The organism is Psychroflexus maritimus (assembly GCF_011089875.1).
GTDB lineage: Bacteria > Bacteroidota > Bacteroidia > Flavobacteriales > Flavobacteriaceae > Psychroflexus > Psychroflexus maritimus.
Map to the genome: position 1 here is coordinate 116,042 of NZ_JAANAS010000050.1, position 21,388 is coordinate 137,429.

21 protein-coding genes are annotated in these 21,388 nt (G+C 33.2%); 5 read left to right on the forward strand and 16 right to left on the reverse strand.

Features of this window, described 5'->3' with window-relative positions; genetic code table 11:
* Window positions 1-1,219: IS256 family transposase (locus G7034_RS07440; RefSeq protein ID WP_166399667.1), on the reverse strand; the 1,219-nt coding region annotated here is incomplete at its 3' end.
* A 418-nt stretch (window positions 1,220-1,637) separates the two neighbouring features.
* Between G7034_RS07440 and G7034_RS07445 the strand changes: the two genes are divergently transcribed.
* The 3 genes from G7034_RS07445 (at window position 1,638) to G7034_RS07455 (ending at window position 4,381) form a co-directional block, all read left to right on the forward strand.
* Complete coding sequence (locus tag G7034_RS07445) at window positions 1,638-2,852, forward strand: metallophosphoesterase (protein WP_166400329.1); 1,215 nt, start codon at window positions 1,638-1,640, stop codon at window positions 2,850-2,852.
* A gap of 23 nt (window positions 2,853-2,875) precedes the next feature.
* Window positions 2,876-3,778 (forward strand): histone deacetylase family protein, encoded by a 903-nt coding sequence (locus G7034_RS07450; RefSeq protein ID WP_166400330.1) that lies wholly within the window; start codon window positions 2,876-2,878, stop codon window positions 3,776-3,778.
* 267 nt (window positions 3,779-4,045) lie between these two features.
* Window positions 4,046-4,381, forward strand: a complete 336-nt coding sequence (locus tag G7034_RS07455; protein WP_166400383.1) for a single-stranded DNA-binding protein — start codon at window positions 4,046-4,048, stop codon at window positions 4,379-4,381.
* Window positions 4,382-4,447: 66 nt separating this feature from the next.
* Here the strand turns inward: G7034_RS07455 and G7034_RS07460 are convergent, their stop codons facing one another.
* From G7034_RS07460 to G7034_RS07480, 5 genes are all read right to left on the reverse strand, one after another.
* A complete protein-coding gene (locus tag G7034_RS07460; RefSeq protein ID WP_166400331.1) occupies window positions 4,448-5,032 on the reverse strand; it encodes a DUF3332 domain-containing protein in 585 nt (194 codons plus the stop codon).
* 64 nt (window positions 5,033-5,096) lie between these two features.
* Complete coding sequence (locus G7034_RS07465; RefSeq protein ID WP_166400332.1) at window positions 5,097-6,923, reverse strand: M1 family metallopeptidase; 1,827 nt, start codon at window positions 6,921-6,923, stop codon at window positions 5,097-5,099.
* Window positions 6,924-7,211: 288 nt separating this feature from the next.
* A complete protein-coding gene (locus tag G7034_RS07470) occupies window positions 7,212-8,576 on the reverse strand; it encodes an undecaprenyl-phosphate glucose phosphotransferase (protein WP_187349881.1) in 1,365 nt (454 codons plus the stop codon).
* Window positions 8,577-8,585: 9 nt separating this feature from the next.
* Window positions 8,586-9,572 (reverse strand): UDP-glucuronic acid decarboxylase family protein, encoded by a 987-nt coding sequence (locus G7034_RS07475; protein ID WP_166400333.1) that lies wholly within the window; start codon window positions 9,570-9,572, stop codon window positions 8,586-8,588.
* A 229-nt stretch (window positions 9,573-9,801) separates the two neighbouring features.
* Complete coding sequence (locus tag G7034_RS07480; RefSeq protein ID WP_166400334.1) at window positions 9,802-10,797, reverse strand: NAD-dependent epimerase/dehydratase family protein; 996 nt, start codon at window positions 10,795-10,797, stop codon at window positions 9,802-9,804.
* A 50-nt stretch (window positions 10,798-10,847) separates the two neighbouring features.
* Here G7034_RS07480 and G7034_RS07485 point away from each other — a divergent pair, with 50 nt between their 5' ends.
* Window positions 10,848-11,930 (forward strand): glycosyltransferase, encoded by a 1,083-nt coding sequence (locus G7034_RS07485; protein ID WP_166400335.1) that lies wholly within the window; start codon window positions 10,848-10,850, stop codon window positions 11,928-11,930.
* 29 nt (window positions 11,931-11,959) lie between these two features.
* Here G7034_RS07485 and G7034_RS07490 read toward each other — a convergent pair whose 3' ends face one another.
* The 5 genes from G7034_RS07490 to G7034_RS07510 are packed head-to-tail and all read right to left on the reverse strand — an operon-like array spanning window position 11,960 to window position 17,442.
* Window positions 11,960-12,754, reverse strand: coding sequence for a glycosyltransferase (locus G7034_RS07490; RefSeq protein WP_166400336.1), 795 nt, complete (start codon window positions 12,752-12,754; stop codon window positions 11,960-11,962).
* Window positions 12,744-14,168: an O-antigen ligase family protein gene (locus G7034_RS07495; protein ID WP_166400337.1), complete on the reverse strand. Its 1,425-nt coding sequence runs from the start codon at window positions 14,166-14,168 to the stop codon at window positions 12,744-12,746. The genes G7034_RS07490 and G7034_RS07495 overlap by 11 nt, the downstream gene beginning before the upstream one ends.
* 6 nt (window positions 14,169-14,174) lie before the next feature.
* On the reverse strand, window positions 14,175-15,083 hold the full coding sequence (locus tag G7034_RS07500) for a sulfotransferase family protein (protein ID WP_166400338.1): 909 nt from the start codon (window positions 15,081-15,083) through the stop codon (window positions 14,175-14,177).
* A gap of 24 nt (window positions 15,084-15,107) precedes the next feature.
* Complete coding sequence (locus G7034_RS07505; protein WP_166400339.1) at window positions 15,108-16,406, reverse strand: MATE family efflux transporter; 1,299 nt, start codon at window positions 16,404-16,406, stop codon at window positions 15,108-15,110.
* A gap of 37 nt (window positions 16,407-16,443) precedes the next feature.
* Complete coding sequence (locus G7034_RS07510; RefSeq protein WP_166400340.1) at window positions 16,444-17,442, reverse strand: hypothetical protein; 999 nt, start codon at window positions 17,440-17,442, stop codon at window positions 16,444-16,446.
* Between the two features lie 155 nt (window positions 17,443-17,597).
* Between G7034_RS07510 and G7034_RS07515 the strand changes: the two genes are divergently transcribed.
* Complete coding sequence (locus tag G7034_RS07515; protein ID WP_166400341.1) at window positions 17,598-18,278, forward strand: ComF family protein; 681 nt, start codon at window positions 17,598-17,600, stop codon at window positions 18,276-18,278.
* Between the two features lie 51 nt (window positions 18,279-18,329).
* On the opposite strand, the gene G7034_RS07520 is transcribed toward G7034_RS07515, so the two are convergent.
* From G7034_RS07520 to rfbC, 5 genes are all read right to left on the reverse strand, one after another.
* Window positions 18,330-18,527, reverse strand: a complete 198-nt coding sequence (locus tag G7034_RS07520) for a cold-shock protein (RefSeq protein WP_166400342.1) — start codon at window positions 18,525-18,527, stop codon at window positions 18,330-18,332.
* A gap of 270 nt (window positions 18,528-18,797) precedes the next feature.
* Window positions 18,798-19,046, reverse strand: coding sequence for a hypothetical protein (locus G7034_RS07525; protein WP_166400343.1), 249 nt, complete (start codon window positions 19,044-19,046; stop codon window positions 18,798-18,800).
* 134 nt (window positions 19,047-19,180) lie between these two features.
* Window positions 19,181-19,849 carry a 16S rRNA (cytidine(1402)-2'-O)-methyltransferase gene (rsmI, locus tag G7034_RS07530; protein ID WP_166400344.1) on the reverse strand — a complete coding sequence of 223 codons (669 nt, stop codon included), beginning with the start codon at window positions 19,847-19,849 and terminating at the stop codon, window positions 19,181-19,183.
* Between the two features lie 6 nt (window positions 19,850-19,855).
* Complete coding sequence (gene rfbD / locus G7034_RS07535) at window positions 19,856-20,695, reverse strand: dTDP-4-dehydrorhamnose reductase (protein WP_166400345.1); 840 nt, start codon at window positions 20,693-20,695, stop codon at window positions 19,856-19,858.
* Window positions 20,692-21,237: a dTDP-4-dehydrorhamnose 3,5-epimerase gene (rfbC, locus tag G7034_RS07540; protein WP_166400346.1), complete on the reverse strand. Its 546-nt coding sequence runs from the start codon at window positions 21,235-21,237 to the stop codon at window positions 20,692-20,694. Before rfbC ends, rfbD begins: the two co-directional genes overlap by 4 nt.
* Window positions 21,238-21,388: the final 151 nt, after the last annotated feature.

A 21,388-nucleotide genomic window follows, 5' to 3' on the forward strand; every position in this document is an offset into this window, starting at 1 on the left:
AACGAAGTTCCAAATCCAATGGGATTCTGTTGCCAAATTTAATATATAATTGTTGAATCGTCAAACTCCAATTGTGCAGTGGTGCTTTCCACTTTTTTTGTATATTCATTGTAGCTAAGTAAACTATCTTTAGAAGAGCCATATCAGTTGGGAATGCATCTTTTGTTTTTGTTACTTTTCTTACTTGGCGATGATAACCCTCTACGGTGTTTGTCGTGTAAATAAGCTTACGTATTGGCTTAGTATATTGAAAATAGGTACTGAGTTCTTCCCAGTTGTTTTTCCAGCTTTCTATCACTAAAGGGTATTTCTGTACCCACTTCTCTTCGAGTGCTTTTAAAGCTTCTTCTGCTAAATCCTTGGTATCTGCTCTATAGACCTCTTTCAGGTCTTTCATAAAGTCTTTTTTGTCTTTAGAGGCTATGTACTTTAGGGAATTTCTAATCTGATGTATAACACGTTTCTGTATTTCAGTCTTTGGAAATACACTTAAAATAGCTTCACTAAAGCCTTTTAGGTTGTCTGTACAAGCAATTAAAATATCCTGTAATCCACGATTATTTAAATCTGTTAAAACACTTAACCAGAAGTTAGCTCCTTCACTCTCGGATAAATAAATACCTAAAACTTCTTTGTAGCCATTTTTGTTTACTCCAAGCACGTTATAAAGAGCTTTGCTCTTTATGAGTCCATCCACTTTTACTTTGTAGTGCATTGCATCTAACCAAACAATGCAGTACATCGATTCTAAAGGACGATTTTGCCATCGTTTAATCTCAGGTATTATTCTATCGGTAATCTGACTTAAAACACTATGCGATACCTCTGTATCATACATCTCTTTAATGTGAGAAGAGATGTCTCTGTAACTCATACCTAAACCATATAAACCAATAATTTTATCGGCTAATTGATCAGCTAAAACAGTTTGACGTTTCTTCACTATTTCAGGTTCAAAGTTACTGTTACGATCTTGGGGTACTTCTAATTCAAAATTACCCAAACTACTCTTTACTGTTTTAGTTTTTAGTCCGTTGCGCTTGTTGCCAGAGCTTCGCTCTGATTCATTCAAATGGTTCTCCATCTCGGCTTGTAAAGCCTTGTCTAAAACATTTTTTAATAAGGGAGCCAAAGCTCCGTCTTCTCCAAATAAATTTTTGCCTGACAAAAATTGGTCTAATATTTTTTGTTCTAATTCGGATTGTTCTACTTTTTTCATCTCTATCTAAATTTTAAAGGTTTAATTTAATAAATTTTAGACAGAGTTCAAATTACACCCTTAAAGAGGATGCAAAATCAAAATACGAAAATACCTTAGAAGAATTAAAAGCGCAAAAATCAGAAATAGAGGCTAAACTTGCAGAATTAGAAAATACAACAGATGATAAATGGGATGATGTAAAAAGTGTTTTTTCTGAAGCATCTAACTCTTTTAAAGAAGGCTTTGATAAAATAAAATCCTTATTTTAAAGGTTAATATGAAGGTTGTTTAACTACACTAGCTGCATATCGCAGCTAGTTTTTTTTTATAAAGATTGAAATTCAAACAGCTACAGTTTGAATCTATAATGGATATTAAATTAAAGCTAAAGTAAGTTACTCAATCTTATGCTAAGCTTAAATTTGCTATAAAAAATATGCGCTGGATTATTCCGCTATTTATTTATTTGCTAGTTGAAATATACGCCTATCAAGCTTTTAGGGTAGCATTTAAATCGAAGTACCTCTTGTACATTTATATTTTTGTGAGTCTATGCATTATAGCCTTCATCGTTTATGGCTTTAACCAGCCCGCAAATAAGGGAACATTCACTGGAATTAGAGCTTATTCTATAGGTGTTTTTCTTAGCCTAATGAGCTTAAAACTAGTTTTAGTATTCGGTATGTTTGCTGAAGATATTTACCGGTTCATCCAAGCTATTTTTTCAAAAATAAGCACCTCCGAAGAAAAATTTAGCCTCTCTTCTAGAAGAAAATTTATTAGTCAGCTAGCTTTAGGTATTGGCGCTATTCCTTTTTTTAGTTTACTTTACGGAATGTACAAAGGCAAATACAACTACAAAGTCTTAACCTACGAATTGACCTTTGAAGATTTGCCAAAAGCTTTTGATGGCTATACACTCACCCAAATTTCTGATGTGCATAGTGGTAGTTTTGACAATGCCGAAAAAGTAACGTACGGCATTAGTTTAATTAATGAACAACAAAGCGATGTAGTTGTTTTTACAGGCGATTTAGTAAATAATACTTCGGAAGAAATGGAAGGCTGGAAAGATGCTTTTGGGCAAATTAAAGCGAAAGATGGCGTATTCTCCATCTTAGGAAATCATGATTATGGCGATTACTTTTCTTGGGCATCCAAAACTGAAAAACAACGAAATTTTAATCGTTTAAAAGAAATACAACAAGAAATGGGATGGCGCTTGTTGTTGGATGAACACGTAAGCCTTCAAAAAGGAGATGATCAAATTCATTTGGTAGGGGTTGAAAACTGGGGAAAAGGAGGCTTTCAACAAAAAGGAGATTTAGACCAAGCCAGTAAATCCCTTTCAGAAAAAGACTTCAAAGTATTGCTTTCACATGATCCCTCGCATTGGAATGAAGTGACTAAAAATCACCCTAAAAATTTTCAATTAACTTTGAGTGGACATACTCACGGAATGCAATTTGGAATTGAAATTCCGGGATGGTTTAAATTCTCTCCTGTACAATTTAGGTATCCGCAATGGGCAGGAGTATATCAAGAAAACAAACGCTTTTTACATGTAAACAGAGGTTTTGGATTTTTAGCCTACCCTGGAAGAGTGGGGATGTGGCCAGAAATTACTGTGATTAAATTAAGAAAAACATAGTTGAATAGAACAAAACAAACAAGATGCTAAAAATTGCTCATCATCCTATTTACCAACATCCGCTTCCAAAAGGGCATCGCTTTCCTATGGAAAAATACGATTTGCTACCCCATCAGCTTTTGCATGAAGGCACTTGTGAAAAGGAAAATTTTTTTGAACCTAATCTTGCAGATGATCAGTACATTTATAATACACATGAAGCCAACTATGTTCGTAGCTTATATGAATTATCTATCGAACGAAGAGCAGCCAGAAAAATTGGATTTCCTCTTTCTGAAGCTTTGGTTAAACGAGAACGCATCATTACGGATGGCACTTTAAAAGCCTGTGAATTTGCCATAGACCATGGCGTAGCTATGAATATTGCAGGAGGAACTCACCACGCCTATACTAATCGTGGAGAAGCTTTTTGCATGCTCAACGATCAAGCTATTGGTGCTACCTATCTACTTTCTAAGAAAAGCATAAAAAAAATATTAATCGTAGATTTAGATGTGCATCAAGGTAATGGTACTGCCGAAATTTTTCAAGGCAACTCAAAGGTGTTTACTTTTTCTATGCATGGTAAAAACAATTATCCATTTAAAAAAGAGAAATCAGATTTAGATATTGCTTTAAAAGATAATTGTGGAGATGATGAATACCTCACTATTTTAAAGGAAACTTTACCAAAACTAATCAATCAACAAAAACCAGATTTTATCTTTTATCTGTCTGGGGTAGATATTTTAGCCTCCGACAAGTTAGGCCGATTAGGTTGTAGCATTAAAGGGTGTAAAGAAAGAGATGAACTGGTGTTAGGTTTAGTCAATCAACTGGAAATTCCTGTAGAAATAAGTATGGGTGGCGGTTATTCTCCCGACATAAAAAGCATCATTGAATCCCATGCAAACACGTTTAGAACAGTTCAGGATATATGTTTTTGAGTTAGCTCTGTAATGCTGCTAAAGGAATCTATCTAGAATAGCTGCTGTTATGAGAAAGAAAAAAAAATTTACTCGCATAATCCGAAAGTCTTATTTTTTATGTTAATTTTTTTGGGTTTCAGTTTTCTTTTTTTATATATTTGTGTAACTAATTGAAAGTGAAAGATAAATCCATAAGCTAACCGCATCAATTAGACTTTGTCTATCCCTTCTCAATTAGTTGATTTAAGTTTATCTAATAACAATTTTATTAACTAAAACCTTAGAATTATGAGTTTAAGAAATTCAGTTCAATTAATTGGAAACTTAGGGAACGACCCTGAAGTTTTAAAGATGGAGAATGGCAACAAACTAGCTAAATTCTCTATAGCTACCAACGAAACTTACCGCAAAAAAGATGGTGAAAAGGCAACAGAAACCCAATGGCATAACGTAGTTGCTTGGGGGAAAACTGCAGATATTGTAGAAAAATATTTGGCCAAAGGAAAAGAAGTAGCTATTCATGGAAAACTTACTTCAAGAGCTTACGAAACTAAAGAAGGTGAGAAAAGATATATTACGGAAGTAATATGTGACGAAGTAGTTATGCTTGGTGGTAAATAAAGGCACCTGCAAAGCAAAAGCCCATAATTTTTCAAATTATGGGCTTTTTTTTAGTTATAACTAAATTTATTCATTTTTAGCATACATTAAATGCTCATATTTATTCATTTCTGAATTAAAAATATTTTGATTTTGCTCTAAGGATGCATTTGCATCTAATTTCACTTCATCTCCAGTAGGAAGGTGAAGCACATAGAAACCATCATCAAAAGAAGCTAATTCTTGTAATTCGCCATTCTCTCCTAGTAAATTCCAAGTTTGGTTATCGGGTGTGTAAATCATTACTACCTTTTCTCCAGCTTGCTCTCCATTTAATTTTTCAATGGTAAATTTGTTTTTCTCTGCTGTCATTCTAACTTTATTTCCATCCACCTCAGCATATTGAGTTTCTTTTTCTCCCTCTGCCATAGCAATTGGGTTGCTTCCTGTCCAGAATTCAATTAAATTAAATACAACTGCATCAGCCAAGAAAAAAAGGCCATAAACAGGGACAATATTTAAAGCCCAAAAAACAAGGTTATCAACAAATTTATTGCTTGTTAAACCATCATTCCAATCTCTTAAGTTGTTAAACGCTTTGAAAGACCCTAAACAGGATGTGCTTAATAATGTCATTGACAAAGCTGCGCAAATAATCATTTTTCTTTTCATTGTGTAAAGTTTTAAGTTATTGTACTAAATTAATAAAAAACGAGATATAACAATAATTTATTGACTATAATTTTTTCAGATTGTTCTCGCGATTGATATCGGCCATTAATTGAGAAGGGTCAATCTCTATTTGCTTTACTATTTTTTCTGCTGTATTAATACTTATTTGGTAAGTAGGCACGGCCCAAGCCCATCTTGGGTGGATATATTCCATGCCAGGCTTTTTCCATCGCATCATTTGTAAAGGAATGTAGTGTAATTCTTTTGAATTATCTGCATAAGTAATTTCGACTTCAATAGGCATTGGCATCATTCCAATACGTTCTAATTCAACATTTAATAAATCACCTTCTTGAGAAGCATTTTTAATTCCGTAATCAATGGTGTTTATTGTTTGTGTCCAGTCAATTAAGTACCAATCTAATTCAGCTCCAGAAACTTTTTCAGCTACGCGCTTAAAGTCGTTAGGAGTAGGATGCTTAAACTTCCATTCGTCAAAATATCTCTTCAAGGTTTTAGCTAATAAATCTCCACCTATCAAATAATCTAACTGACTTAAAAACAGCGCTCCCTTAGAATAAGCAGAAATTCCGTAAGCTTGGTTAAATTTCCAACGATCGGCTTGACTAGAAAGCGGCTGTTGGGCTTCAGAATTAGCCAAAGCAATATACCCTTGATAAGCTCTTGAAAGCGGAAAGTCTTCTCCTTTTTCTAGGATTTCGTTTTCAGCTAAAGAAGAAATGTAAGTCGTCATGCCTTCATCCATCCACTCATGTTTAGATTCATTGGTAGCCAATACCTGCTGAAACCAAGAGTGAGCTAATTCATGAGCGGTTACACCAAATAAACTTGGGTAAGCACGTTCACCAGTTATGAGTGTACACATGGCGTATTCCATTCCGCCATCACCACCTTGAACAATGCTGTATTGGTTATAAGGATATTTCCCAATATGTTTGTTAAAATACTGCAATAATTTTTCAGTATCAGGTTGTAATTTTTTCCAATTTTCAATACTATCTTTATTGTCTTTGTAGATAAAATGAAGCTCGGTTCCGTCTTCAGCAGTTAAACGATCGTGAAGAAAATCGGGATCGGCAGCCCAAGCAAAATCATGCACCTTAGGGGCTATAAAATGCCAAGTTTTGGTTTTGCCGCGGTTTTTTACTTTAACGCCCTCATCTTCATAACCATGTCCAATTTCATTTGGGTTTTGCAAGTAGCCTGTACCACCAATGGTGTAATTTTTATCAATTTTTATTTTGACATCATAATCGCCCCACACTCCATGAAACTCTCTTCCAATATAAGGATGCGCGTGCCAACCTTCAAAATCATATTCTGCTATTTTAGGATACCATTGCGTCATTGATAATTCTACCCCTTCTTTATTTTGTCTTCCCGAGCGTCTTATTTGTAGGGGAACTTGGCCTTCAAACTCCATATCAAAAACAACTTCTTCACCTGGAAGAATAGCTTGATGAAGTTCAACTTCTAAAACAGTACCTACAACTTCGTACTTGATTTTTTTCCCATTTTGTTTTAGGGTTTCAACATTAAGGTAACCTATTTCATCTTCTTTTAATTTTGAAATTCGATTACCTACTCTTGGGTCGGGGTCGGCTATTGTTCTTGAACGCACATCCATTTCGCTTCCAGGTTGAAAAGCATTAAAGTACAAATGATAAAAAACTCTATGCAGCGTATCTGGCGAATGATTGGTATAGCTAAGTTTTTGTTTTCCTTGGTATTGATATTTCTTTACGTCTATATCAATATCCATTTCGTAGTTGGCTTCTTGTTGCCAATATGAAGTGTTGTTTTGAGCAGTTAAACTGGTTATAAAAAAACCAATCAATAAACTTAAATAAAAGTGTCTTTTGCAATACATATTCTATAATTGTTTAGATAGCTAAAATATGTTTTTCTAGTTTAAAAAAAGAGTGATGATTAAATTATGTTTGTTCTTAAAGAAAATAAGGATCAGTAAAAGACTTTTTTTGGGAGACTGAGTTCAATTATTCTCACTTTGTCAAAACTGAATCATCTATTTCGTTCAATAATAACAATCACTTTCTAGGTTAATTTTTATCTCAATAGCTAATCCTATTTATCAAAAAATACGTTGTAACTAAATATCCTTATTAATTTTGACTTGGTGATTATAGTTGGAGTTAGCTTAATAAGCTTTTTCTTCGCCTTTAAAAATATTGGATATAGTAAGTAAGATAATTTTTAAATCTAAAAAAATAGACCAGTTTTCAATGTAAAAAATATCGTATTTAACGCGATTTACAATATCGGCTTCGGTTTCAATTTCGCCTCTAAAGCCACTTACTTGAGCTAAGCCAGTAATACCTGGTTTAATAAAATGACGTACCATAAATTTATCTACTTGTTTAGCATAAGTGTTGGTATCGCTAATCATGTGCGGGCGTGGGCCAACTACACTCATTTCACCAACAAATACATTGAAAAACTGTGGCATCTCATCTAAGCTAGTTTTTCTTAAAAACTGCCCTATTTTAGTTATGCGGCTATCATTTTTTTGTGCTTGATGCAGGTCGGCTTCCTTATTAGGAACCATTGACCTAAACTTCAAGCAATTAAATTCTTCATTTCCTAAGCCTGTTCTTATTTGTTTGAAAAAAATTGGTCCTTTAGATTCTAGGCGTATTAATAAAGCGATAAGCGGGGTAAACCAAGATAAGAAAAAAACAATGACAAAGCTAGCTATTAGTAAATCAAAAATACGCTTCTGAAATAGTTTGATGGAATCGTCTAAAGGTATATTTCTCAAGCTCAAAATAGGAAGAACACCATAATAATCTACTCTAAGCTTTTTAGAGAAAACATCTTTATTATCGGGTAAAAACTTAATCACAATTAGGTTATTATCTGCAAAATTGATTAGCTCATTAATGCACTGGTTATCAATGTTTGAAACTGAGCAATAAATTTCATGGATTTCGTTTTCTTCTATAAAGCGGTATATTTTTTCTAAATCCTGTTTTCCTTTGTCTCCTCTACCAACAAAAAAAGTACGTTCATATTGATACCCATATTCTGGGTTTTCAACAAAAAAATTCTTTAATTGATAGGTTTTTTGCGAGCTTCCAATAATAATTGTTTTTCTGAAGTTTTTCCCATAAACACTTCGGTAGCGTTTAAGAAAATAAAACAAAGTAAACTTAGCCAATAAAATAAAGCTAAAGGAAAAAAGTAAAAAGACAATAATTAATCGATTTTCAACCTCTTCAAAAAAGAATCTGAAAAAAGTAAAGACCATAAAAGCGAAAACTAAAAAATGCGTAATAGAAAGAGAGATAATTCTACTTACTTTAGTAAATCGGTAAACTTCGTAAAAACTAGAGTTTAAGGAAAGTATTACCCAACCTGAAACCAAGGCAGGCGCTAACAAGGAAAACTGATTGAAATTAAACTGAAAGCTAAAGTAGGCAAATAATAAAATTAGAGCTAAATCTATGGTATAAGAAATAGGTCTGAGGTAAATGGAATACCTTTTGTTTCCAATAGTTTTCATGCACTTTGTTTACTTTTGGATGTACTTACTAAAGTCTTTATGTTCACTATAACGCAATTCTTCTTCAGTTAGTGTTTTAAAGTAGTCATAAGTAATTTTCATTCCTTCAGCTCGGTTTACTTGAGGCTCCCAACCTAGTAGTTCTTTAGCTCTTGTAATATCAGGTTGGCGCTGCATAGGGTCGTCTTTAGGCAGGTCTTTAAATATTATTTTTTGATTGGTTCCTGTAAGTTTAATGATTTCTTCAGCAAAGGCTAAAATGGTAATTTCGTGTGGGTTTCCTATATTAATTGGTTGGGCGTAATTGCTTAACAACAACCTGTAAATTCCTTCAACTTGATCATCTACATAACAAAACGAACGCGTTTGAGAACCGTCACCAAAAACCGTTAAATCCTCTCCTCTTAGCGCTTGACCGATAAAAGCAGGAATTACTCGTCCGTCGTTGAGGCGCATTCTTGGGCCGTAGGTATTAAATATTCTTACTATGCGAGTTTCTAAGCCATGAAAGGTATGATAAGCCATTGTAATAGACTCTTGAAAACGTTTAGCTTCGTCATATACACCTCTTGGTCCAATGGTATTTACATTTCCGTAGTAATCTTCCGTTTGCGGATGAATTAAGGGGTCTCCATAGACTTCAGAAGTACTTGCTATTAAAATTCTAGCCTCTTTTTGTTTGGCTAAGCCTAGCAAATTGTGAGTTCCTAAAGAACCTACTTTTAGGGTTTGTATCGGGATTTTTAAATAATCTATAGGACTTGCAGGAGAGGCAAAATGTAGAATGTAATCTAGTTGACCAGGAACGTGCACAAACTTAGTAACATCATGATGATAGAACTCAAAATTTTTGTTCCCAAAAAGGTGTTCAATGTTTTTTAAATCGCCTGTAATCAGGTTGTCCATACCCAATACATGATAACCTTCTTGAATAAATTTATCACATAAATGTGAACCTAAAAAACCTGCTGCTCCTGTAATTAAAATCCTTTTCAAAATGATTTTTTTAGTTTAAATTGTTCAGAAAGTAAGTATAATTACATTATCAAATCACTTTCTATTTCAATCTTTAAATTGTTAATTTTTTATAAAGAAACAAAATTACAATAATTTAATCAACTTTTGAATTGTGCAATTAGCTTTGTTTTGATTCTTTTTGAACGAAACTTTCTGAGGTGAATTTTCTTAACTCAGTATCAAAAATATAAGTATGAAAAAGGAAGATTTATAAATGAAAATCGGATGCTTTAACCGACTTCCAATGCTTTAATGAATCGGCAAATTCATAGTTAAATTGAAAATTGTTTTCCTTAAGATAAGCGGGTTCAATATGGGTTGGGAAGCCTGCTTTTTTTACGCGAACTGGGTGAATATCTGTGGTTTTTCCAAGTACTTTACTTAGCAGTTGAAGCATTGAAGCAATCAAGACCAAAATAGGAATAGGTAAAGAAAGTGTTGGCTTTTTAATTTGCATAAATTTTTTGACTTCGACAGTCATTTCATTTAGCGTAAGAAGGTTGTTTTCTGTGTAATTATAAATAATCAAAGGTTTATTTTGGTGCATTGTAAAGTTAATAGAATCAATGAGCCCATAAATATAACCATAAGCTTTTATAATGTCTCCTTTTCCTGGAATAATAAACGTACCTTTACTCAGGGTTTTAATCATTCGGTACACGTTTCCTGGGTCTCCTGGGCCGTAAATAACGCTAGGGCGAGCAATGATTAATCTTCGGTTTTTATTATTGGCCAACCATTCTTGGTGAATTTTTTCGGCTTTTGCTTTTGAAATTCCATAAGGAGTTGCAGGGTTTAGTGGCGAATCCTCCACTTTTTTCTCACGTGACTTTCCGTAGGGAGCAATACTACTAGTAAAAAAAATATTGTTGATTTGATGTTGCTCTGCAAAATCATTGATATGTTGAGCGCCTTTGAGGTTGGTTTCGAAATATTCATGTTCCTCATGGCCAGGTTCACGGTGAATAGCGGCTAAGTTAAAAATCCAAGAATCGGAAGAAAAATTAAACTCATCTAGTTGAATGGGTTGTCTAACGTCGCCTTGAATGAAATGAAGCTTATTAGAATGCAGGATTTGATCATCTCTATTAAAATCTTTTAAATCAAAGATGATGAATTGTTCAAAGACTTGTTTAGCCATTAAATCCTTCAACAAAAATTGACCAATGTAGCCTGAGCCTCCAAAAAGTATTGCTGTTTTCATTTTAAAATTTAAAAGGGCAAAGAAACAAAATTAATATTACTTTTGCAGTAATGAAAAAACAGAAAGTACTACATATTACTGAAACTTTTGTCACTGGTGTTTACACCTATATTAAAGATATTTGTGAATATTGTAATGAAATTGATGAAATTGAAAGTCATGTAATTTTTAGTGGAGAACGTGAAGAAACAGATCTAGAATTTATAACTTCCGATTTTAAGGGATTAGCCCAATTGCACCAGGTACAAATGTCAAGGGAAATTGATGCGCTACAAGACTTCAAATCTACCCTCTCTATTTATAAGAAAATTAGGCAAATTCAACCTGATATTATTCATCTTCATTCATCTAAAGCTAGCGTTATTGGAAGAATAGCAGCAAGGTTATATGGAGAAGCCAAGGTTTTTTATACCCCGAATGGGTATTCATTTTTGAGGCAGGATGTGAGTAAAAACAAGAAGAAGTTTTACTGGTTAATTGAAAAATACACTCAAAAAATCTTTGGAGGAACAAGCATTGCCTGTGGTGATACTGAGTATGAACACGCAACTAAAATAAAAAAATCCTTTTTAGTGAGGAATGGAATTGATACGAATAGTCTAAATCATATTCCTAGAAACATTCCTGCTCAAGTAAAAAAAATTGGAACTATTGGTCGTTTAAGTCCGCAGAAAAATCCTGAATTATTTAATGCAATAGCTTTAAGTTTTCCAGAAGTTGAATTTATTTGGATAGGTGGAGGCGAAATGCAAGACAAGCTTACAGCGAGCAACATCAAGTCTTTGGGTTGGCTTGATCGAGAAGATGCTTTAAAAGAAATAGCAAAAGTTGATTTGTATATTCAAACTTCATTATGGGAAGGTTTACCGTTTACCATTATTGAAGCTATGACTTTAGAAAGACCTGTTGTAGCCACCAATGTTGTAGGAAATAAAGATGCGGTTTCTCACGGAGAAAATGGCTATCTCTGTGAAGATTTAAGCGATTTTCAAAAATATATTTCAGATTTAATTAAGCAACCTGAAAGTTTAGAAAAGATGAGTGCTAAATCGCTTGAACGAGCTAGAAAGTTATTTGATAGAAATCGTAATTTTAAAGATTTAATCAATTTTTACTTATCCTCTTCCAATTAAATTTGACTATTCAAAGGCTTAGAAATAAACTAATTTTTCTTCTTAAGGATTCTTTTTAAACGTTCACTTAGTTTTCTAGAAACAAATAGTAACACAAAATTTCTAAGCAGACCAACAACAGGATAATACCCAAAATAAAAATGTTTTGTAATCACTCTTATTCTATTCCAAACTTGTCTTTTTCTTCGTTGGGTTGAAATTGAATTTGGATCAATTACATAGTTAAGAAGAATTTCTGGTAGGTTTTCTACTTTTTTCTTTTTAACTACATTAAATATAAATGCATAATCTAAAGCCACATTAAAATTTTCTGGATAAAGCCCTACTTCCTCTAAAACACTCGTTCTAAAAACTACACTTGGATGAACAAACATCAAATTAAAATACATTTTTTTCTGAATGGTTTCGTAATCTTCCGGATGTTTTAAAGTGTATTGAAAGTTAAAGTTTTCATCTACAATATTTACCCAAGTACCTAATAAATGAGTTTCTTTATGTTCCTCTAAATAAGCTAATTGTTTAGTAAAACGAAAAGGCAAACAGGTATCGCCTGCATCAAGTCTGCCCACGTAGCTGTAATTTCTTGACAAGATTAGTTGAAGTCCGGTGTTTGCAGCAATTTGTGCTCCTTGGTTAGTTTTTAAGTAGATAATTTCAAGGCTTCCTTGGGTATAATCAAAATCTGAATCTTGAGGTAAATGCTTGCTTCCATCATCTACTATAATTAAATCTACAGGAATATCTTCTTCAATAGAAGCCACACTTAGCTTTAAACCTTCTAAGTTGTTGTAATGGGTAATTAAAGTGCAGATTTTATTCTTCATTAGTTGATGATAATTTTGAGTTGGTTTTTGAAATAAGCTGGTTTGTGGTTAAATAAATTAATAGCGCTAAGTTAATCCAAAGGACATAATCTCTAAATGAATCCATTTTTAACCAATTAAGGGAGGCGCCAACTAAACTGGTTAAAATAATGATATAAATTAAGCTGTTTTTGTTTTTCTGAACAATTGCACTTATGCAAATGTATATGCCTATGATTAAAATAGCGACAAACAAAAGAAAGCCAATTATTCCAGTTTCAGCTAATAACCGAATATAAAGGTTATAACCTGGAACAAAATTAGGATGTTTTTCATTGAGGTATTTAAACTTAAATTCCCAGTTATCTTCAGTAGCCCATTTAGGGTAATAATGAATGGCATGGTAAGACTGTTGACCAAATCCTACTCCCGTAAGCGGATGGTCTTTAAAAACTTGAAAATTAGCGTATTGAATACCCAACCTAGATTTATTAGAAAGTGAATGATCATCATCTTTTGTGCTAAAAGAAGTTGCTTTTTCATAGACGTAATTACCAATGCTTTTCCCTTTAATAAGAACTACTAAACTAAGGCCTATACTTGTAATCAATAGGACTTTTATAAGGTGAGGTTGAAGTTTTTTGATGTTGACAAAACTCAAGAAAAAAACAACAAACTGAACCAAAACAATGAAAATACCTGCTCTAGAACCAGAAAGTAAAGCAAACACAAGTACAAGTAAGCTGGGTAAATATTTCAGGAAACTTTTATGCGTAATGATATAACTTAACATCCACGGAGCTAATGTAACCAAGTAGGTAGCTAGTGATGGTGGCTCAAAAGTTGGCCCTGAAACACGACCCAAGTTTGTGTCGATAAAAGAATTAGTAAATGGAAAATAATCAAAAAGGTAGAGAACAGGTAATAGAAAACCCAGTTTTAATTTGACCACAGCCGTTTCAAGAAAAATATACACAGAAACCACGCCAAGTGATAATGTAAAAAACAACCTAATCCACTTGATTAAAGTCCCAACTGATTTTGTTCTAAAAGCATTATAATAAACTATAAAAAAAACTATACTTAAGATGAATGCCAGGTACTGTTTAATAAATCTAAGAATTCCGTTGGTATGTTTAATCTCATTTTCGCTAATGCTCTTAATATTGAACAAAAAACCAAGAGCAACCCAAACGAGAAAAGCGATGAGTAAAGTGGTAATAATATGCGTTTTAGGGAAATATAATTTAGAGGTGTATAGTGTTTTTACAATTAGAAAAATACCGGCTACACTAAAAAATATAATCGGTGCTTCACGGGCAAATTCGCCCATAAAACCAATGTATATTCCAGAATTAAAAGGAATAAAAAAGAAGCCTATTAAAACAAACAATAAGCTTAGGCTTAGACTATATTTTGAAGCTCTCTTTTTCAAAAAGAATTAATTTATAAATTTTTTATTCCAATGACTACTATCAATCTTGTATTTATCATTAATTTTCCTAACGTCTTCTTGGCATTTTTCAATTAAATAGTTCTCTGCTTCTATACTTATTGGAGGAGCTGATTTTTGGTAGTTAGCCATCAAACGTTCCTTTATTTTCTTCATTTTTGGGGTGATAGGAAGAAGGCTTTTAATTCCTGATCTTAGTTTTGATTGCTTTAAAAATGTTCGCGTAATCAAATTATCTTTATAAAGTCCGCCAGCGTTGTAGCGTTGCTCGATGTTACTTGGAGTAATTTTTTCAACTCCTAAAAATTCGTACACCTTTAAAGCTGTTCGGGCTGTATCACTATTTAATTCCTCTTGAGTAATGATTAAGACATCTTTAAAAGCTTGTGTAAAAGCATCTACTTTATCAAAGTAAGTAGAATTAAAATGATAGTACCAAAAATCTGAAAATTTCTCTTTCTTTCTTTGTTCTTCTGCTTTTAATGCTTCATAAAAGCTCAAGTGCTCTCTTTTTTCTCTCTTTAGATGAAGGTAATTAGAATAAGCTCTTTTAATAGGGTCTCTAAGCAAGATAATTATTTTTGGTTCACCCAGCATTGATTTAATTCGAGGAATTCTATCGGGGTGATTGATATAAGAAGGCGAAGCGTCTCCAATCATCTGCTGTTGATCAGCCTTTTTAAAAGCAGCTTGATAGGCTAATTCTTCAGTAATCATGAACTTTTTTACTTCTTTATCGCCCGGTCCTTGATTAAGTTGAAGTAATTTATCTGAGGTAAAAAAATGCAACTCCTTTTGCGTAGGCATAAAAATATCGGGATGTGCCTCCAAGTAATAATGTAAAGCTGTAGATCCGCATTTTGGAAAACCTACTACTAAAAAATTAGGTAATTTCATTTTCTTTTAAATTGTATTTATTCGTTAATTTAAAAAAGTTTTTACTTTTTCTTTTCTATATACATAACTACTGGCGGCTATATTCCATAATACGGTTGTGGTTGCTGTAGCAAAAGCAGCCCCTTCCATACCGTAGATAGGGATAAGCATAAAGTTAAGTACAATATTAATAAGAACAGCCGAAATAAGTATAAGTTGTTGCGTGTTTTGCTTTCCAGTCATGTTCATGTAGGTGCCCACAGGCCCAAAAAACGCATTTACTATTTGGCCAAACAATAAAATATTTAATGCCCAATAAGACTGACTGTAATTTTCTCCAAAAAGGCCCAAAACATAAGTACCAAAAAACACCAGTACAATTACTACGGGGAGCGTTAATAAAAAAATTAGACGCGTTGATTTGCTTATAATTTGATTAATTCTACCTAATTTCTGTTCTTCATAAAATTGAGCTATTTGAGGAGCAATTACAGTATTAACAGCAAGTAAAACCAAGGATAAGCCCGTTGCAATTTTAACAGCCACGGCGTAATAAGCAGTTAGTTCAAAGCCCTTTAACCTTGATAAAATAATAATATCTGTACTTTGTAATAAAATATACGCAATAAAGCTAATGGCCATTGGGTAAGAACGTTTAATAATGGCTTTTCTTGAAATAGAAAGAGCTTGATTAGGTGCTTCTAATTTTTGCAATTGAAAAATGACGTAAACACTACTTACAATAGCTAGAAAAACAAAATTTAGTAAAAATACCTCAACCAAATAAAAGGATAAATTGACAGAATAAATATAGATAGCCCCTAATCCAAAGGGAATATACCTAATAATATTTTTAAAAACTTCTGAAGTTTTGATTTGTCCTAGGCTCCTTAGCGTATCAAAATTAAGCATCATTACAGCAAAAAAACCAAGACTAAGCACTACTTTAAACAAAAGTCTAGTAGTTTCTTGGTCGGCTATCAGTAAGTCAATAACCTGATTGGGGATGATGGAATAGAGTACAGCAAGAAGTACTGAAAAAACCAGAATAATACTCAGCATCTTGAAATAAACTAACCTTAGGTTATTGAGTTCGTTTTTAGCTTTTAAATACCCTCCATAATAAACAATTGATTGGTTCATTCCTAAAACGGTTAAACCACCAACAATTAGCAATACAGAACGCGTAAAATCATACTTTCCTACTAAACTAGCTTCAAAATTATTGGTAAGAAAAAAGGTGATTCCAAATAATAAAGAAACACCTAAAACTTTAAGTATAAGTACAATTAAGATGCTTAAGCTATTATTTTTACCTCCTTTTTTTTGGTTTACTATTTTCAATTAGGCTATTCTATTTAAAAAATTTGAAGTAAATTAATTAATCACTTGTATAAGACTTAAGTTGTTTGTAAACAAACACAAAAAACATCACTAAAGAAAAGCCAAGAATTAAAAGCACAGGAAATAAAACTTTTTTACTAAGTGAAGCAATTGCAGAATCAAACTTAGCATTGAGATTTAAATGTACAATTTCAAGTACCTGCTCTTGCATCTTTACGGTCTTAAAAAGCTCGAGTCGTTGGTCTAAAATTTCTGTCTTTTGCTCTAGAAGATTTCCTAACTGCGAATTATCTGATAACAAAACCCCCTGTTGTATTGATTTCAAACTAGCTAAACTACCGGCAGCTAGCATTACCGAGTCAATCTGAGTTATGGATTGGTCATTTTGAGTAAGCAAGTATTCTGTATTGTCTAAGCTCACTTTTCGGTATTCCTGTAAATAATCAATTTGATTGAAGTAATCCACAAAATTTTGCGCAATTCTATTTTTGTCTAAGCCGTTTTCATCAATAACAACAATTTGTAAAAGATGTTGTTTATTAAAAAAACCCTTTTCTAAATCTTCAAAAACCCAATCTAAATCATTGATTTCTGAAAGCGTTTCAATCCTCTCTATAAACTCTTCTCCTTTCATCAAATAATTAAAATCCCGAAGTGGTTTTACTTCAACATTTCTAATATACTTGTAATCTTCACCAAATAGCTTTTTTAATTCAATTTTTGCCTCTTGGTCGGTATGTTGTTTTTGAAAAAGCGCAGGTATATTTTCAACGGTATTGTAAAACATCCTGTGCGTATTGTAATTGGGCTCTACAAGCATTTCGATTTTGGATTGTGAAGGCGTATTTACGTCTAACAAATAACCTCCTATTCCGCCTACAACAAGCATGGCAAGTACAATCCATTTGAATTTGAGATAAAAATCTACTGTATAAACAAAAGCCTTGGCTATTTTCTTGAAGAGATTACCTATTTTGGAAATCAAATAGCCTAAATCAACTTCATCTGAATATCGATTGTTTTCTTGTGGGTTCATTCTTTTCAGTTTAAAAATACAAAGTACGGGTTTTTAACGCAATTTTTACATTCTTATTTCCATTTATTAGATGTTTGGTTTTTAAAAAGTTGCTTATGTTGTTTAAGTAATTTGAAAAAATTTAGTAATTTTAAGTCACTAAAACCAACTTACTTATGATAAACGATTTTCTTCAACTCCTTTTTCCTCGCATTTGTGCCTGTTGTGACCAAAGCTTAATTGATACGGAAAATGTGATTTGCCTTCATTGCTTACACGATTTACCCCTCACTAATGATTATACCACCAAAGACTTCATCATTAAAAAAGCGCTTAGGGGCAGATTAATTGTTGAAAAATCAAGCTCCTTATTTTATTACGAAAAAGCAAGTATTGTACAAGCCTTAATACATGATTTAAAATACCGTGGAAATGAAAAAATAAGCCCTTACCTCGGGTATTGGCATGCCGAACTTTTAAAATCCGTGCATTGGAATAATAATATTGAAGCTGTAATTCCTGTTCCAGTGAGTAAAGTTCGACTAAAAAAAAGAGGTTTTAATCAAGTGCAAGGCTATGCTAAAGCTTTTGCTGAAGTATTTGATATTCCATTGATTGAAGATGTACTTTGGAGAGCTTCTTCAAATTCTTCTCAAGTATTTAAAGGAAGACTAGCAAGAACAGCTGTAATTGATAAAAATTACTTTGCAAAAAACTTAAATAAAATTCAAGGAAAACATATTTTAGTAGTAGATGATTTAATGACTACAGGGGCTACCTTAGAAGCCTGCGGAAATGTTTTAAAAGAAGCGAAAGACATAAAGATTAGTGTGGCTACTATGGCTATTGTTGCATAAAAAAAGCCTCAGATTTCTCTGAGGCTTAAAGGCTTAAATAATACTTATATATTATTCAGAAATTACGCGTACTTCTGTAGCGTTCATTCCTTTTCTTCCTTCTGTTTCGTTGTATTCAACGCGGTCTCCTTCGGCTATTGTCTCATCTCCTAAACCAGTGATGTGAACAAAAATGTCTCTTCCGGTGTCTTCATTTGTAATGAATCCGTAACCTTTTGACTCGTTGAAAAATTTAACTGTACCTTCCATAATGTAATAAAATATTGTATTTAAATATGATGCAAACATACATATAAAAATCATCAACTAAATGAATTTATATGTTTTATTTTCATTTTCTTAATGTTAATTTTTTGTGTTTTTTGTAAAATGAGTCTTTTAAAAGCTTATTCTATCAAGCTTTATGGACAATTGACAGGCTTTTTATAGGTCAGAAAAAAAATCACTTAGTAAATTCATAAAAATGACCTTTGTCATAATGAGACGCATTTACAGGCTAAGCAACTTATTTTAAGTGAATTAAAATTTATCTATGCCTTTTTCTCTCATTTTATCGAGATTTTCTTTAGATAAGGTATAATCAGAGAATTTTTTTCCTTTCCAACTGTGGTAAATAAAAAGCGGCATTAAAAAAAGAACGGTTCCTAAAACACTGAAACCAATCAGTTTTTCTCCTAATTCTTTGTGTTCTTCTGAGAAGCTTAAGTAGAAACCTGAAAATAAACTTAGTAAAACCAGCACAGCTAATATTCGTATAATGTACTTCATGGGTTTATTTTTTGCAAATTTACTGAAAATATATGTTTTTGCTTAGCGCTCTTTTAGGTGAGGTTGGATTTATGGCAATTATTGAGGCTGATAGAAAAAACTACTCACTTGAAAAATGTAAACTTCAGCATCACCTACCTCCCTTCCACCACCAAAACCATTTCTCCTTTTAGTTTTCTAGCTTCAGAAATGGCTAGTACTTCTTTTAGTGTTCCACGTATTTGCTCTTCATAGATTTTTGATATTTCTCGACATAAACAAGCTTTTCGGTCTTCGCCAAAATACGTAATCAAGTCTTTTAGCGTCTTATTAATTTTATAAGGCGACTCGTAAAATACTAAGGTACGTTCCTCTTGAGCCAATAATTCTAAGCGTGTTTTTCTGCCTTTTTTAGGTGGAAGAAATCCTTCAAAAACAAACTTATTAGAAGGTAATCCAGAAGTTACCAATGCCGGTAAAACAGCATTTGCTCCAGGCAAACAGGAAACTTCTACATCGGCTTCAACACAAGCACGCACCAATAAAAATCCAGGATCTGAAATACCTGGCGTTCCCGCATCCGAAATCAACGCCATTTTTGTTCCGCTCATCATCTGTTGTACTAAATCTTCTATTAGCTGGTGCTCATTGTGCATGTGGTAGGCCTTCATGGGTGTTTCTATACCAAAGTGCTTGAGCAACTTACCGCTTGTGCGCGTGTCTTCAGCCAAAATTAAATCGACTTCCTTCAAGACTTCAACCGCTCTAAACGTCATGTCTTGCAGGTTTCCTATGGGAGTGGGGACTAAAATTAATTTCGCCATTCTAACTTATTTTAGTTCGCTTAAAGCTGTTTTCCAATCGGCTATCTTATAGCCTAAAGCATTTTCAATTTTGGCACAAGACAACACCGAATTTTCTGGTCGCTCTGCCTTTGTTGGATAATGCTGGGTGGGTAAAACCAAATCTTCATCAACTTCTATTAAGCGAGCAATTTCTTTGGTAAACGCATACCAAGTTGTGGCTTCAGAATTCGAGAAATGATAAATTCCGTAAGCTACTTCAGCCTTCTCAATTAGCTTCAAAATCACTTCAGCCAAATGATAAGCATTGGTTGGGCAACCCTTTTGCGAAGTCACAATTTTTAGTTGGGTTCCTTTATTCAACAAATTCTTCATGGAAGTGAAAAAATTCTTCCCTACATCTGAATACAACCACGACGTACGGAGAATATAATGGGCTTCTAGATGAGTTTCAATAGCTTTTTCGCCTATTAATTTGGAAGCTCCGTAAGCGTTAATAGGCCCAGTAAGGTCGGTTTCTAGGTAAGGTGATTTTTTCTTTCCGTCAAACACGTAATCGGTAGAAATGTGGATTAATTTGCAATTGTACTTGGCACACATTTTTGCCAAATGCTCTACCGCTTCAGCATTGATAGAAAATGCTTTTTTTGCTTCATCTTCGGCTAAATCTACTTGCGTATAAGCTCCAGCATTAACACAAAAATCAGGTTGATAGTTTTGAAAGTAGGCTTCAACTTCATCAAATTTCAGCAAATTTAATTCAGAAGAGTTTTTAGCGTCTAAACTGATTTTAGGAAACTGATTCACTTTCTTTTGTAGGCAAGTGCCCAATTGGCCGTTGGCTCCAGTAAGTAGTACGTTTATCATAACTCAAGCTGATTAAAGAGTGGAAGTTTTTGGTCTTTTGCTGAAAGAATCATGTCTTCTGAAGGAATTTTCCAGTCGATATTTAAATCGGGATCATCAAATCGTATTCCAGCTTCTGCTGAAGGTTGGTAGTAAGCATCGCATTTGTATTCAAAAATCACTTTTTCAGACAAGCCAACAAAACCATGTGCAAAGCCTTTAGGAATAAAAATTTGCAGGTTGTTTTCGCCCGAAAGTTCTACACTGTGATGCTGACCAAAACTAGGCGAATCTTTTCGTACATCTACCACCACATCTAAGACTTTACCACTAATTACACGCACCAATTTAGCTTGTGCGTATTCGCCTTGCTGAAAATGCAATCCGCGTAAAGTGCCGTAAGAAGAAATAGACTGATTATCTTGAACAAAATGAACAGATTTGCCGTATAGTTGCGCAAATTTTTGCTGATTAAAGCTTTCAAAAAAGCTACCGCGTTGGTCTTTAAACACATGGGGCTGTATTAATACACATCCGGCTAAAGGGGTTTTTTCTAAAGTCAATGTTTAGTAATTTATAGTTTAGTAAGCCACTTTTTTGAAATGGCTACATTAATATTTCTGGTTTTGCTAATTTCTACAAAGTTATTAGAATAATTTAAACTTTGTAAATCCCACTGAGGTATTTCGTTTACTGCAATGAATTAGTAATAGA